General features: G+C 58.8%; 11 protein-coding genes. 2 read left to right on the top strand and 9 right to left on the bottom strand.

All coding sequences use genetic code 11. From position 1 onward, the window contains the following. Window positions 1-47: 47 nt before the first annotated feature. Window positions 48-467, bottom strand: a complete 420-nt coding sequence (locus tag BBB56_RS19670) for an Exc2 family lipoprotein (protein WP_123802616.1) — start codon at window positions 465-467, stop codon at window positions 48-50. 94 nt (window positions 468-561) lie between these two features. Then, entirely contained in the window at window positions 562-2,463 is a 1,902-nt protein-coding gene (locus BBB56_RS19665) for a sigma-54-dependent Fis family transcriptional regulator (protein ID WP_123802615.1), read from the bottom strand. Window positions 2,464-2,736: 273 nt separating this feature from the next. On the opposite strand from BBB56_RS19665, the gene ssuD reads away from it, so the two are divergent. After that, entirely contained in the window at window positions 2,737-3,894 is a 1,158-nt protein-coding gene (ssuD, locus tag BBB56_RS19660; RefSeq protein WP_123802614.1) for an FMNH2-dependent alkanesulfonate monooxygenase, read from the top strand. Window positions 3,895-3,939: 45 nt separating this feature from the next. Here ssuD and BBB56_RS19655 read toward each other — a convergent pair whose 3' ends face one another. The 7 genes from BBB56_RS19655 to BBB56_RS19625 form a co-directional block, all read right to left on the bottom strand. After that, window positions 3,940-4,590, bottom strand: coding sequence for a methionine ABC transporter permease (locus tag BBB56_RS19655; RefSeq protein ID WP_123802613.1), 651 nt, complete (start codon window positions 4,588-4,590; stop codon window positions 3,940-3,942). Beyond that, a complete protein-coding gene (locus BBB56_RS19650) occupies window positions 4,574-5,674 on the bottom strand; it encodes a methionine ABC transporter ATP-binding protein (protein WP_123802612.1) in 1,101 nt (366 codons plus the stop codon). The genes BBB56_RS19655 and BBB56_RS19650 overlap by 17 nt, the downstream gene beginning before the upstream one ends. Before the next feature lie 2 nt (window positions 5,675-5,676). Continuing rightward, window positions 5,677-6,486, bottom strand: coding sequence for a MetQ/NlpA family ABC transporter substrate-binding protein (locus tag BBB56_RS19645; protein WP_123802611.1), 810 nt, complete (start codon window positions 6,484-6,486; stop codon window positions 5,677-5,679). A gap of 24 nt (window positions 6,487-6,510) precedes the next feature. Next, the gene (locus BBB56_RS19640; protein WP_123802610.1) at window positions 6,511-7,869 is read right to left on the bottom strand and encodes an LLM class flavin-dependent oxidoreductase; all 1,359 of its coding nucleotides are present in this window, start codon (window positions 7,867-7,869) and stop codon (window positions 6,511-6,513) included. Next, window positions 7,866-9,056 (bottom strand): SfnB family sulfur acquisition oxidoreductase, encoded by a 1,191-nt coding sequence (locus BBB56_RS19635; RefSeq protein ID WP_123802609.1) that lies wholly within the window; start codon window positions 9,054-9,056, stop codon window positions 7,866-7,868. Before BBB56_RS19635 ends, BBB56_RS19640 begins: the two co-directional genes overlap by 4 nt. A 12-nt stretch (window positions 9,057-9,068) precedes the next feature. Next, complete coding sequence (locus tag BBB56_RS19630) at window positions 9,069-10,280, bottom strand: SfnB family sulfur acquisition oxidoreductase (RefSeq protein WP_123802608.1); 1,212 nt, start codon at window positions 10,278-10,280, stop codon at window positions 9,069-9,071. A 351-nt stretch (window positions 10,281-10,631) separates the two neighbouring features. Further along, window positions 10,632-11,759 (bottom strand): lactonase family protein, encoded by a 1,128-nt coding sequence (locus BBB56_RS19625; RefSeq protein WP_123802607.1) that lies wholly within the window; start codon window positions 11,757-11,759, stop codon window positions 10,632-10,634. Window positions 11,760-12,074: 315 nt separating this feature from the next. Here BBB56_RS19625 and BBB56_RS19620 point away from each other — a divergent pair, with 315 nt between their 5' ends. Further along, window positions 12,075-12,815, top strand: coding sequence for a nitroreductase family protein (locus tag BBB56_RS19620; protein ID WP_123802606.1), 741 nt, complete (start codon window positions 12,075-12,077; stop codon window positions 12,813-12,815). Window positions 12,816-12,900: the final 85 nt, after the last annotated feature.

Here is a 12,900-nt window from a genome sequence, read left to right as displayed (position 1 = left end):
ACCGCTAAGCCGTTGACGCGCAGCCTTTATCGCGCTGCGCGTCGGTTTCAGGGCCTGCCCAGATAACCGTCCCAGTAGGTTGCCGTGGCGCTCTCCAGCAGGATCTGACTTTGCTTCTCTGGCCGCTCAGCGCTGTAATCCTGAGAGAGGATGCGCGTTTTCTGCGAGGCGGCTGCAAATGGACCGGACGTCGCGGCGCTAAAAGAGGCGACCCGCTGCTGCGCCTGCGCCTGACTCAATCCCTCCGCACGATCCTTTTTGCCCAGCTCGTAAAACTGATCTAAAAATTTTGCCGTCTGTCGGATATTGTCAGCCGTAAGCGGGCGCGTATTCGGGTCAAAGTGTATCTTTTCAAGCCGGGCAGCGGCATGGCGGGCGTTTCTGTTGACGCTGGTTTGATCTCCGGCACAGCCGGAAAGCAGCAGCGAGACCGCCAGAATGGCGGAGAGATGACATTTAATATCCATATTTATCATATCCTTATGGGGTTAACCTGTTTACTATACGCGCTATTCCCGCCGAAGGTAAAGCGGCTGTTGCCAAATGAGACAACTGCTGACATTAACCGAACGCGCCTGGTTGCCAGACTGTATCCTGCACCCGAATAGCGCGGTTGAAATATCCCAGCGCATAGAAGCGATCGGCGATGCGCTGCTGCTCGCGGATAACAGACAAGTCCATGCGCTGCGTCTGATGGCTGCGTCGCGCCAGCGCGTGCAGCAGCGACGCTGCTGGAATGCCCAGCTCGGTAGACAGCAGCTCCGCAGCCTGTAAAGGATGAGCGTCAATATAACGTCCGGTCTGCTCCAGCGCAGAGATCAGGATGTGGAGTAAATCACCGCACTGCGCGGCGAAAACCCGATCGGCCAGGTAAAACTGGTGATTATTGACCCGTCCAACGCCGTCCGCGATCACCCTTAACTGCCCCGCTTTCTCCGCCTCGCTGAGCAATGGATCCCACATCATCCAGGCGTCCACCGCGTTAAAATCGCTGGGCGCCAGCGGGTATTTAGGCTGAGCATAAACAATTTTTACCTCATCGATATGCAGGCCCGCCTCGTCAAGAATCTGCAACAGCAGATAGTGAACGTTCGATCCTTTATTAACGGCGATCCGCTTGCCGCGCAGATCGCTTATCTGTCTGACCGGACTCTCGTTAGCCACCAGTAGCGCCACGCTTTGCGGCGCGGCTGGCTCCCAGGCGACGTAGACCATTGAGCCGCTATTTGCCTGAGCAAACAGCGGAGGCACTTCGCCCGTGGTGCCAAAATCAATCTCCCTGTTGCTCAGCGCATGCAGCAGCTGCGGACCGGCCGGAAATTCGCTCCATAACACGCTGACGCCCTGACCGGCCAGCTGCGCCTCCAGCGTCTGACGCGCCTTCAGGATGCCAAGGTTGCCAAATTTCTGATAGCCGATGCGCAGCTCTCTTTCTCGTTGCGGCGTCTTCGCGCCTGCTGGCGTTCTCTGAGGCGTAAGGCGGCGACGCGGTTTTATTATGCCAAGATGACCGAGCTGTGTGCGCAAGCTGTGCCGACTGATGCCAAGCAGCGCAGCCGCCTGCAACTGGTTTCCCTGACTAAGTTCCAGCGCGTTGCGTATCAGCGACGCCATCACGCGGGAATAGATCGGGCTGCCGCCTGCCTGCATTTGCTGACGCAGAAAGCGATTCAGCGCCGCGTCATCAGGCAGCGACGCCTCGTCAACCAGGGGCTTTAGCCGCAGCTGCTGAGAGGAGATCAGCGGTTCATTGCAGAGGATCGCCGCATTATGCAGCGTATTTTCAAGTTCGCGGATATTACCTGGCCACGGGTATGCCATCAGAGTTTTTACCGCCTCCTCGCTCAGGCGTAACGGCGACCGCCCCAGCTGTCGCGCATAGTGCTGGAGAAAGTGATTAGCCAGTACGGGAATATCCTCTCTGCGCTGCCGTAGTGGCGGCAACGTCAGACTGGCGACATTGAGCCGATAGTAGAGGTCTTCGCGGAAGCGCCGTTGCCGAATCGCCACGGCAAGATCGATATTGGTTGCGGCAATTACCCGGACATTAACCTTCACCGCTCTGGATGAACCGACACGGGTGATTTCCCGCTCCTGCAACACCCGTAAAAGTTTAACCTGTAACGGCAGACTCAATTCGCCCACTTCATCAAGCAGCAGCGTGCCGCCCTCTGCCGCCTCGAACCACCCCTGATGTCGATCCTGTGCGCCGGTAAATGCGCCCTTCTCATGACCAAAGAGTTCTGATTCGGCCAGCGTATCGGTAAGCGCGCCGCAGTTCACCGCGACAAAGGGATGGTGCCGCCGGGCGCTGTGATGATGCAGATAGCGCGCCATTACTTCTTTGCCGGTTCCCGTTTCGCCGATTAGCAGTACGGTCGCGTCGGTAGGCGCAAGCCGATCCAGCGTCTTTTGCACCGCCAGCGAGGCCGGGTCGATCAGTTCTGGCGTGGAGTGTTGCATGTCTTATCCCAGGTTAGCAGGCAGGCCACGACGATAGCGCGAGTCGGCACCCGAAACGAGAGCCTGAAAAAGCGGAGCTGCTGCAAATGCGGCAATTTACGACGCGCCCTGCTGCATTTGCAGCAGCCTCGCTCAGGCGGGAAAATTCTAATTATATGAATTTAAAAGTAATAAAGGCGATGCGGTTTTGGCACGTTCTCTGCTAACCCTCATATAACCTTTCAGAGGATTTCCATCTGTTAAATTCAAATAACGTTATAAGAGAATCAGCTAATGAGCCATGTGATACAGAATCCCCTCAATATTTTCTGGTTTTTACCCACTCACGGTGACGGCCGCTACCTCGGCACCACGCAGGGCGGAAGGCCGGTCGATTTGCCCTATCTGCAACAGGTGGCGCTGGCCGCCGACAATCTGGGCTATTACGGCGTCCTGATCCCGACAGGCAAAAGCTGTGAGGATGCCTGGCTGGTTGCCTCAGCGCTGGCTCCCCTGACAAAAAAACTGCGTTATCTGGTGGCCGTGCGCCCAGGCCTGCAGCCGCCCAGCCTGGCGGCGCGAATGGCCGCCACCCTGGATCGCCTGTCAGAAGGCCGTCTGCTGATCAACGTCGTCACCGGCGGCGATCCGGTTGAAAACAAAGGCGACGGCATATTTCTCAGTCATGCTGAGCGTTATCAGGTCACCAGAGAATTTCTGGAGGTCTATTCTCGCCTGCTGAAAGGGGAAAAGGTGGACTTTGCAGGAGAGCATATACGCGTTGAGGGCGCTGAAATCTTATTCCCGCCAGTTCAGGAGAACGGGCCTCCCCTCTATTTTGGCGGCTCCTCTGAGGAAGCGATTGACGTAGCGGCTAACCAGATTGATACCTATCTGACATGGGGAGAGCCGCTCGAACAGGTTGCTGACAAGCTCGCCGTTGTGCGCCAGCGGGCGCAGGAAAAAGGCCGCACCCTCTCTTACGGTATCCGGTTGCATGTGATTGTGCGCGAAACCGAAGAGGAAGCCTGGGCGGCGGCGGATCGTCTGATAGCCCACCTTGATGAAGAGACTATCGCCGCCGCGCAAAAAATATTCGCGCGTATGGACTCAACAGGACAGGCGCGCATGAGCGCGCTGCATAGCGGATCGCGCGAAAGCCTGCGCATTGCGCCAAATCTGTGGGCTGGTGTGGGACTGGTACGCGGCGGCGCAGGCACCGCGCTGGTCGGCAACCCACAGCAGGTTGCGGATCGCATTCGGGAATATCAGGCGTTAGGCATCGATAACTTTATCTTCTCCGGCTATCCGCATCTGGAAGAGGCGCACCGCTTCGCCGAACTGGTTATGCCGCTGCTGCCGCTGGCCGAAAACGCCGCGAAAAAGCAGCGCACCGTCAATACCGGACCCTTTGGCGAAACCATCGGCGGCGATCGTCGTCCGGGGAAATAAGCCCGCGGTCAGCACCAGGCTGGCCGGACGATCCGGCCGCCTGCTTTAACGATGATTTAGCCGACGCGATAGCCGATCGCCAAAAAACTGCAATAGCGTCACCAGCGCCACCAGCACGACAATCACGGTAACCATCACCTGCATATCAAAGCGTTGATAGCCATAGCGGTAGGCCAGATCGCCAAGGCCACCCGCGCCAATAGCCCCAGCCATCGCCGACGCGTTAATCATGGTTACCAGCGTAATGGTAAAACCGCTGACAATGCCGGGACGCGCCTCAGGCAGCAAAACATGCCAGACGATATGCCAGCGGTGGAACCCCATCGCCTGTGCCGCCTCGGTCAGCCCTTTGTCCACTTCACGCAGGCTTACTTCAGCGATACGCGCGAAAAACGGCGTCGCCGCCAGCGTTAAAGGCACCACGGCCGCCCATACGCCGTAGGTGGTGCCGACAATCCAGCGGGTCACCGGAATCAGCGCCACCATCAAAATCAAAAACGGAATTGAGCGGAACAGATTGACCACCCAGCCCAGCACCCGATTGACCGTCGGGCTGGGAAAGAGATCGCCCCGCCCGCTAACCACCAAAATAACCGCCATCGGCAGACCCAGCGCCAGCGCCAGCATCGAGGAGACGCCGACCATCAACAGCGTATCCAGCAGCCCATTCCACAAACGATCAATAGCCAGTGACATAGCCCAACACCTCCAGTCGATCCGCAAGGTTTGCCAGTTCATGCGGGACGATATTCGCCTCATATCTGGCATCCAGCAGCAGCAGTAGCTGACCGGTGGGCTTGCTCTCCACCCACTCGACTGCGCTATAGACCAGGGTGATTTCACCTGACACCCGCGCGGCCAGCGCGCCGATATCGGGCCGGGCGCCCTGGCCGGTATAGCGCAGGCGCACTGCCAGACGGGACGCGGAATTTTTACGCTCTGCGCTGAGCCGCGACTCGATCTCCGGCGGCAAGGTCTGAAAATGGGGATTGAGCAGCTGCCGCGTGGTTTCCTGCCGGGGATCGCTGTAGACCTGCCAGACCGGCCCGCGCTCGATAATTTCGCCTTTATCGATCACGGCCACCTGATGACACAGGTCGTGCACCACGTCCATCTCATGCGTAATCAAGACAATGGTGATATGCCGCTGCTGATTGATCTTCTTCAGCAGCGCCAGAATAGCGCGGGTGGTTTCCGGATCCAGCGCGGAAGTGGCTTCATCACACAGCAGCAGATCGGGATCGTGCACCAGCGCGCGGGCGATGCCGACGCGCTGTTTTTGACCGCCGGAGAGCTGGGAAGGCCAGGCATGTTGCCGCTCCACCAGCCCGACCAGCGCAAGCAGCTCATCGACTTTTCTTGCGCGTTCTGCGGCGGGCACACCCGCCACTTTCAACGGCAATTCGATATTCTCGCGCACGGTTTTTGCCGAAAGCAGATTGAAGTGCTGAAAAATCATGCCGGTGTTGCGACGCCAGGCCACCAGCTGCTTGCGGCTGAGCGCGCTGATATCGGTGCCATCAATCACCACGCGTCCTGACGTGGGGTTCTCCAGCCGGTTAAGGCAGCGGATCAGGGTGGACTTCCCTGCTCCGCTGCGGCCAATAATGCCGAATATCTCGCCGCGCCGAATAGCGAGCGTGATGTTATGCAGGGCATCAACCGCCTGGCCGGGATAGCGTTTGCTCAGCGCCTCAATGATAACGTGATCGTTACCTGCGGCGTGGGTCAGCGACCGATCCAGCACATCGCGCTCGCCGGGTATTGTCAGGCTAACCATAGTCACTGACTCCAGCCTGGCTGATAGAGCTTGCCATAAAAACGATCGAGGCTGGCGCGCACCACCGGCGAATGCTGATAGATGTCAACAAACTTTGCCAGACGCGGATCCTGCTGATGACCGTCGCGGATAACGAACTGGATGACATATTCCGGGTGTTCCAGTCCGTCAAACAGCAGCGCTTTTTCCGGATCGATATTTTTCGCCAGACGCAGATAGTGCGGATAGCCCTGCGCGAGATCCACCTCCTCCAGCGAACGAGAAAGCTGCACCGCCTCCACCTCAATAATCTTAAGATCCCTGGGATTGCTGACGATGTCATCCGGCGTCGATTTCAGTGCCGCGCCCGGTTTAAGCGTAATCAGCCCCGCTTTCTGCAACAGCAGCAGGCCGCGCGCGCCGTTGATCGGATCGTTGGCGATAGCCACCGTTCCGCCCTGGGGGATCTGATCCAGCGCCGTGTGCTTTTTCGAATAGAGTCCAATGTTGTTGATAATGGCTGGCGCATAGGCGACCAGATGAAACCCTCCCGACTGGTTAGCGTTCTCCAGGAAGGGTTTATGCTGAAACAGATTAACGTCAATATCCCCGTTTTCCACGCTGACGTTAGGCGCCGTCCAGTCGGTAAACTCCACCAGCTCAACGTCCAGTCCCTGTTTTTTCGCCTCCGCGACGGCGGTTTCCAGCGGCGGCGCAAAAGCGGCGGTGGTGCCCACTTTCAGCGGCCCGGAAAAGTCAGCGGCGGAGGCTAAGGCACAGAGCGTTAACAGCGTGCCGCCAACGGTCAGTCTCAGTTTTTTAGAAAGTTTCATACGCACTCCTTGTGGGTAAGGGTTTCAACGACGGCCGGCCGCATAGCGCCAGCGCGCCGCAGGATGGCGGTCAGGCAAACGGTCCTGCTGAAAGAGTTTTTTACGGAATGAACCTGGCTGGTAGGCCGTTTTATAGCGGCCACGCTGCTGTAGCTCCGGCACCACCAGATCGATAAAGTCGCTGTAGCTTTGCGGATTCAGGATGCGCGTTAAGTTAAAGCCATCAATATCGCCTTCATCCATCCACTGAAGTAAGGCATCCGCGACCTGAGAAGGGTTGCCGACGATCAGCGGATAGCGGCTGCCCATCGCGTGCTGCTCAAGCAGACGACGACGCGTCCAGCCGCTGTAGGCTTTGCTGACCGACTCAATAGCGCGCGTTTCCCCGGTTTCGATCGGCGTATCGAGATCGAACGCCGCCAGATCGACGCCAATGGAGCTGGAAAAGTGGGCAATGCCTGCTTCCGGGCTGGCATATTCCAGATAGCTGCGGTATTTCTCCTGCGCTTCGCGCTCGCCTGGGGCGACGATAACGCCGACGCCCATAAAAATGCGTATATCGTCGGCCAGGCGTCCGGACTCCACCGCCGCCTGGCGCAGACGGCGGGTCTGCTGTCGCATCGCCGCCGGGGTGCTGGCGTTAACAAAGCTGCATTCGGCATGACGAGCGGCAAAGCGGACGCCGCGCTCAGAGGTGCCGGCCTGAAACAGCAGCGGCGTCCGCTGCGGCGACGGGCTGCTGAGGTGATATCCCTGCACCTGATAAAACTCGCCCTGATGATCGATCGGATGAATTTTACTGGCGTCGGCGTACAGGCGACGCCGGCGATCCACCACCAGCGCCTCATCCTGCCAGCTCCCTTCCCAGAGCTGGTAGCTGACATCAAGAAACTCATCGGCCTGGTCGTAGCGTCGATCGTGGGCCAGCAGCTGTTTCATTCCCATCGCCCTGGCCGCGCTGTCCAGATAGCCGGTCACAATGTTCCAGCCAATACGCCCCTGCGTCAGATGATCCAGCGTCGACAGCCGGCGCGCAAAGGGAAACGGCGCTTCATAACTCAGATTAGCGGTCACGCCAAATCCGAGGTGCTGCGTCACTCCCGCCATGGCGGATACCAGCATCAGCGGATCGTTCACCGGCAGCTGAATGGACTCGCGCGCGGTCAGCTCAATGCTCTGCTGATAAACATCATAGACGCCGAGAATATCGGCGATAAACATCCCGTCGAACAGACCACGCTCCAGCAGGCGCGCCAGATCAGTCCAGTAACTCAGGGAGTTAAATTCCACCGAGCGATCCTGGGGATGCGTCCACATGCCGTGATGAATATGCCCGACGCAGTTCATATTGAAAGCGTTAAGCAAAACCTGTTTCTGACTCATAGGGTGCCCCGGCGCGGCGGCAGTACGCCATTCAACAGGTAGTTACCGATGGCGGGATATTTCCAGCGCACCGGATCGTGGAGGGTATGCGTGCGCGCATTACGCCAGTGACGATCCAGGTTGTATTCACGCAGGCTGGCGCGTGATCCCGACAGTTCAAACAGCAGATTTCCCGCTTCCAGCGACACCTCGGTAGTCCAGGCGCGCGCTTTCGCCACCGCGACGGACGCCTCTGCGACGCTCTCTGCGCTGGGATGCTGCTGAGCCGTGTCTACCGCTGCGCCGGCCAGCTCCAGCAGAGCGTCGCCTGCCGCCAGACGAGCCGCCAGACGGCCGGTGCGATCGAGCGTTAAGGGATCGTCGCTGGCGCGTTCGACGCCGCTGTCTGGCCAGGGTCTGGCCCGCTGGCGCAGAAAGTCGAGCATGTCGTTGAACGCCGCGCGCGCAATGCCCTGATCGATCGCGGCATGCAGCATCTGCGCAAAGGGACCCACCGCCGTGGGCCGTTCAAACGCGGTCTGAAAAGGCACTCGGTCCTCAGCGGCGACCTCGACATCACGAAACTCGACGCTGCCGCTGCCCGTGGTGCGCTGACCAAACCCGCTCCAGTCATCAATGACCGTCACGCCCGGCTGGTGACGCGGCACAAACACCAGCTCCTCTTTGCCCTCCTCGTTACGCGCCGCCGCAGGAATGCGATCGGCAAACAGCGCGCCGGTGGCGTAAAACTTGGTTCCGTTCAGATATCCGTTCAGGATCTGCGTGCTGCGCTGATGCGCCGCTTTAGAGGTAAATTCCGCCAGCGCATTGCCCAGATGCACCCCCGCCAGCACCTCAGCGTACAGTCGCTGCTTCTGCGCCTCGCTGCCGTTTACGCGCAGCACCTCCAGCGCGTAGAAGTGGTTTTGCGGCACCTGGCCAATCGCGGCGTCTCCCTCGCTGAGCGTGGCGACTATCGCCGCCAGTACGGCGCTGGAGACCGCGATGCCGCCATAGTCGCGCGGAACGGTAATGGCGCCTAGCCCAGAGCCAAACAGCCGCTGTAACTCCTGATGGGGCAGACGCCGTTCCCGATCGCGTTCTGCCGCCCCGCTGCGGAACTGCTGCGCCAGCTGGCGCGCCACCTCCAGCGCCTGCTGCGCGTTGTTAAGGCGTGCGGCAGGCTGTTTAGGTTGAACCTGAGTCATCCTCTCTCTCCATTAAATCCAGGCGTGGCGTGCCGGAAGGGTCGCGTTAAGGTAGTAGTCGCCGATAGCATGGGTTTTCCAGCGCACCGGGTCGTGCAGAGTATGGGTACGCGCATTGCGCCAGTGGCGATCCAGCCCGTGCTGTAGCAGCGTGGCGCGGCTGCCGCCCCACTCCAGCAGCTTTTCGCTGGCGCGTAGCGCGATCTCTGTGGTCAGCACTTTGGCTTCGGCGACGGCGATTGAGGCGCGCGCGCTGTTTTCAGCGGTAATGGCGAAGGGATCGATGGCGTCGAGCGTTCTGGCGGCGCGTGTGAGCAGCGCACTGGCGGCGCTCAGCTCTGTGCTGATGCGGCCAATGTCGGCAAGAATGTAGGGGTCGTCAGCATTGCGCTCCACGTTGGCATCGACCCAGGGACGTGAATGGGTACGGACAAAGGCCAGCGCGTCATCCAGCGCGCCCTGCGCGATTCCCGCGTCAATCGCAGCCTGGATCAACTGTGAAACCGCGCCGCGCAGCGTGGGTTTCTCTGGAGGCGGCAGCGGAATAAGCCATGCCGGATCGACAGCGACCTGTTCCAGCCGCACCGTACCGCTGGCGGTGGTACGCTGCCCTATGCCAGACCAGTCATCAATAATCTCTATGCCCTGCGCAGGAAGCGGAATAAAGGCCATGGCTGGCAGGCCGTCATCCTGTAGCGCAGTGGTTACCAGAATGTCGGCAAACAGCGCGCCCGTTGAATAAAACTTTTCGCCGGTTAACCGTAATTGCCCGTTCGTATTGGTCACTCTCGCCTGAACGTCGCGGGTATGGCGACTGTTTTTTTCCGGGCCGCCGTTGCCGAGCCGTTTTCCACTGACAACCGCCGATAATAATTGCTGCTGCTGCGCCGCGCTGCCCTCACCGAGAATAAACTGAATCAGGCCGAAGTGATTTTGCGGAATTTGCCCCAGCGAGGGATCGCTGGCGGAAATCAGACGAAATACCTCGGCCAGCGTCTGATAACTTAATCCGCCGCCGCCAAAGCGGCGCGGCACGCTAATACTGCCCAGACCAAGTTGAGTAAATTGATCCAGCAGCGCGCGCGGATAGATGCGCTGCTGGTCGCGCTCGACGGCGTCTGCTCTGGCCTGCTCCGCCAGATAACGGGCCGCCTCAATCGCTTGCTGGTCATCGGTCAGCACGGCCGCCTGGGATATACCAGGAGAGTCGAGGTGAGATGTCATGAGTTTTCCAGTTAACAGACGAAGAATAAATATAAACAGACTTTTATTTCAGCCTGTCGCTTTAATTAATAAATCAGGGGGATAATAAGCAGGCGGTTTGAAACAAGTAAATAGCGTGGTTGTTACAAATACAGAAAAGCTAATTCATTTTTCGGCTATTAAGCGTCAGCGCCGCGCGGCGACGAATAGACTGGCAAGAGCAAGGTGATAAATAAGAAAAATAGCAGGAAAGCGCGCGGCGTTATGATTAATGCGCAAATCTGTTTTTGTTATTTTCATATCTCTTATTGTGAAGAGAGACAAAAACGCCGCCTGCGGCGGCGGCGCTTTTATATGGCGTCCTGGTCGCACTTATGACGGGTTGAAGCTGACGATTGTGACCCAGTTAGCCGCTCTGCCGACCGGCGCTTCCGCCACCCTGCGCAGCGCCCCGGTTTCCCGGTCAATGGCATAGCTACCGGTTACCGCGCTCTTTTCCCCGCTGACGATGAGCCAGCGCCCGTCCGGCGAGACGGCGATGCCGCGCGGCTGCTTCTCTACCGGCCAGTGGTTAATCAGCCGCAGCTTGCCCCCGGCCTCGATGCGATAGCCGGTTACCGTGCTGCTGGTGCGCTCCGTCGCATAGAGAAAGCGTCCGTCGGGCGTGATTTTAATATCGGCGGCCCAGATGCGCGGCGTCGTATCGCTATAGCTGGCCGTGCGTTCAACGCCCGGCTGCAAATGGTAGACTTGCGCCACCGCGCTGGGGTATTCCGCGACCTGTTGCAGCGCGCCATCAGGCTGACGGGCAAACTGAGTAATGCCGCCGCTCATTTCGCCAATGTTATAAAGGAAACGATTATCGGGTGATATGACCGAGTGGCGCGCGCCGCCCTTTTCAGGCGTGGCGGCGAACCCTTTGCCGATGGGCGTAAGCTGGCCGTCCGGATGCAGGCTGAACTGCAACACGCGATCGCGCCCCAGCACGCCGACATAAACTGAGCGGTTGGTGGCATCGGTAATGACAGAGTGCGCCCCGTGTCCGGTTTGCACCTCTGCAATCAGAGGCGTCACGACCTTTCCGCCCTTACTGAGGCGATAAACGTGCGCCACGCCGCCGTCATACGAGGCGGCCAGTAAAAAGCGCCCTTGTCTGTCGAGGCTGATAAAGGGGTAGCTTGCCGCCGCCGCGCTCTCCGACGCAGGCGTTAACGCGCCGGTGTTGCTGTTTATCGACCAGCTGACCAGCCGCACTGGCTGGCTGCGCACTGCGGCATACAGGGTGCGCTGGTCCGGGGAAAGCGCCATCGGCATCACTTTACCGCCCGCGGGGGTATCGCCAAGGCGATGCAACGCGCCGGTTTGCTCATTAAGCGCATAGCGGGCGATAGCGCCGTCATCGGCTGCCGATATGTAGACAAACGTCTGCGCCAGCAGCGAACTGCTAAAGATCATGCCACACAATAAAACTGCACGGCGTAGTGCCGGGGTCCTGTTCATGCCCTTCTCCCGTTGATGTCCAGACAGGCGTGATGATGTTGCGTTCATCAGGCGTATCGCTACAGATATACGCAGTCAGACGCGCTGTGGTTATGTGTACCTGCCTGGTCGACACTGTGGCATTGCCCAGAAGGTCTGCGCATTCAGATAGTTAGCTCATTATCGCCGTTTTCCTTTTACTTTGAAATGCGTGCTGGCTCACTGCGCGCGCGCCGCTTAAATCACTGAATGCAATCAGGTCGTCCCAATGACCAATGCGGTTAAACCGGGCCCTGTGGATTACTGCTACTCTTAGCCTCCACATCTGGAGGATCCATGAACTCGATTATTGATATTTTCACCAGCCATAAAAGCGAACGCAGTTTTACTGAGCAAGTCGTTGACGATGCGATTCTGGATCGCATCATCAGTACGGCTTACCGCGCTCCGACTTCGGTTAACTCACAGCAGGTTTCCGTCGTAGTGACGCGCGATGCGGCGAAGCGCGCGCAGATTTCCCAGATTGCAGGCGGCCAGCCGTGGATCGCCAAAGCGCCTGTGTTTCTGACTTTTGTGCTGGATATGCATAAGTCCCGCGTCGCCATGAACGCCATCGATCGCGAGCAGATTGCTCAGCAGAGCATTGAAAGTATCGTTTCCGGCGCCACGGATGTCGGCATCGCTCTCGGCTCCGTGATGGCCGCCGCGCGCGCTGAAGGTCTGGGCATTGTGCCGATTGGCGGCATCCGTCGCGATCCTGACGCGCTGATTAGCCTTCTGGAACTGCCGGAATACACCTTCCCGGTTGCCGGCGTGGTGATGGGTTATGTTGACGAGCCGTCGCATATGAAACCGCGTCTGCCGCTGGAGACCTTCCGTCACGAGGAGGCCTACCGTACCGCTGGTCTGGAGGAGAAAATCGCCGCCTATAACCAGGAGATGGTGCAGCACTGGCAGAACATTGGTCGCGCCGACGGCGAAAGCTGGAGCGAGAGCGTCAGCGGCTATTATCAGAACATCTACTTTCCGCACGTGCTGGGCGCGCTGAAAAAACAGGGCTTCGGCACCGACAAATAAGCTTTGCCGCGCTCAGGCATTCCGCCTGAGCGCTACCCGCCTCTTTTTTTTCGCATCGCCTTTCACAATCATCATCATTCTGCTA

The organism is Candidatus Pantoea deserta (genome assembly GCF_003813865.1).
Classification (GTDB): domain Bacteria; phylum Pseudomonadota; class Gammaproteobacteria; order Enterobacterales; family Enterobacteriaceae; genus Pantoea; species Pantoea deserta.
The sequence above is the reverse complement of the archived record's forward strand: the minus strand, read 5'-3'. Positions and strand labels throughout refer to the sequence as shown.

Excerpts from the sequence above, each read along its gene's own strand:
- BBB56_RS19670 (WP_123802616.1), bottom strand. The coding sequence starts at position 467 with ATGGATATTAAATGTCATCTCTCCGCCATTCTGGCGGTCTCGCTGCTG.
- BBB56_RS19665 (WP_123802615.1), bottom strand. The coding sequence starts at position 2,463 with ATGCAACACTCCACGCCAGAACTGATCGACCCGGCCTCGCTGGCGGTG.
- ssuD (WP_123802614.1), top strand. The coding sequence starts at position 2,737 with ATGAGCCATGTGATACAGAATCCCCTCAATATTTTCTGGTTTTTACCC.
- BBB56_RS19655 (WP_123802613.1), bottom strand. The coding sequence starts at position 4,590 with ATGTCACTGGCTATTGATCGTTTGTGGAATGGGCTGCTGGATACGCTG.
- BBB56_RS19650 (WP_123802612.1), bottom strand. The coding sequence starts at position 5,674 with ATGGTTAGCCTGACAATACCCGGCGAGCGCGATGTGCTGGATCGGTCG.
- BBB56_RS19645 (WP_123802611.1), bottom strand. The coding sequence starts at position 6,486 with ATGAAACTTTCTAAAAAACTGAGACTGACCGTTGGCGGCACGCTGTTA.
- BBB56_RS19640 (WP_123802610.1), bottom strand. The coding sequence starts at position 7,869 with ATGAGTCAGAAACAGGTTTTGCTTAACGCTTTCAATATGAACTGCGTC.
- BBB56_RS19635 (WP_123802609.1), bottom strand. The coding sequence starts at position 9,056 with ATGACTCAGGTTCAACCTAAACAGCCTGCCGCACGCCTTAACAACGCG.
- BBB56_RS19630 (WP_123802608.1), bottom strand. The coding sequence starts at position 10,280 with ATGACATCTCACCTCGACTCTCCTGGTATATCCCAGGCGGCCGTGCTG.
- BBB56_RS19625 (WP_123802607.1), bottom strand. The coding sequence starts at position 11,759 with ATGAACAGGACCCCGGCACTACGCCGTGCAGTTTTATTGTGTGGCATG.
- BBB56_RS19620 (WP_123802606.1), top strand. The coding sequence starts at position 12,075 with ATGAACTCGATTATTGATATTTTCACCAGCCATAAAAGCGAACGCAGT.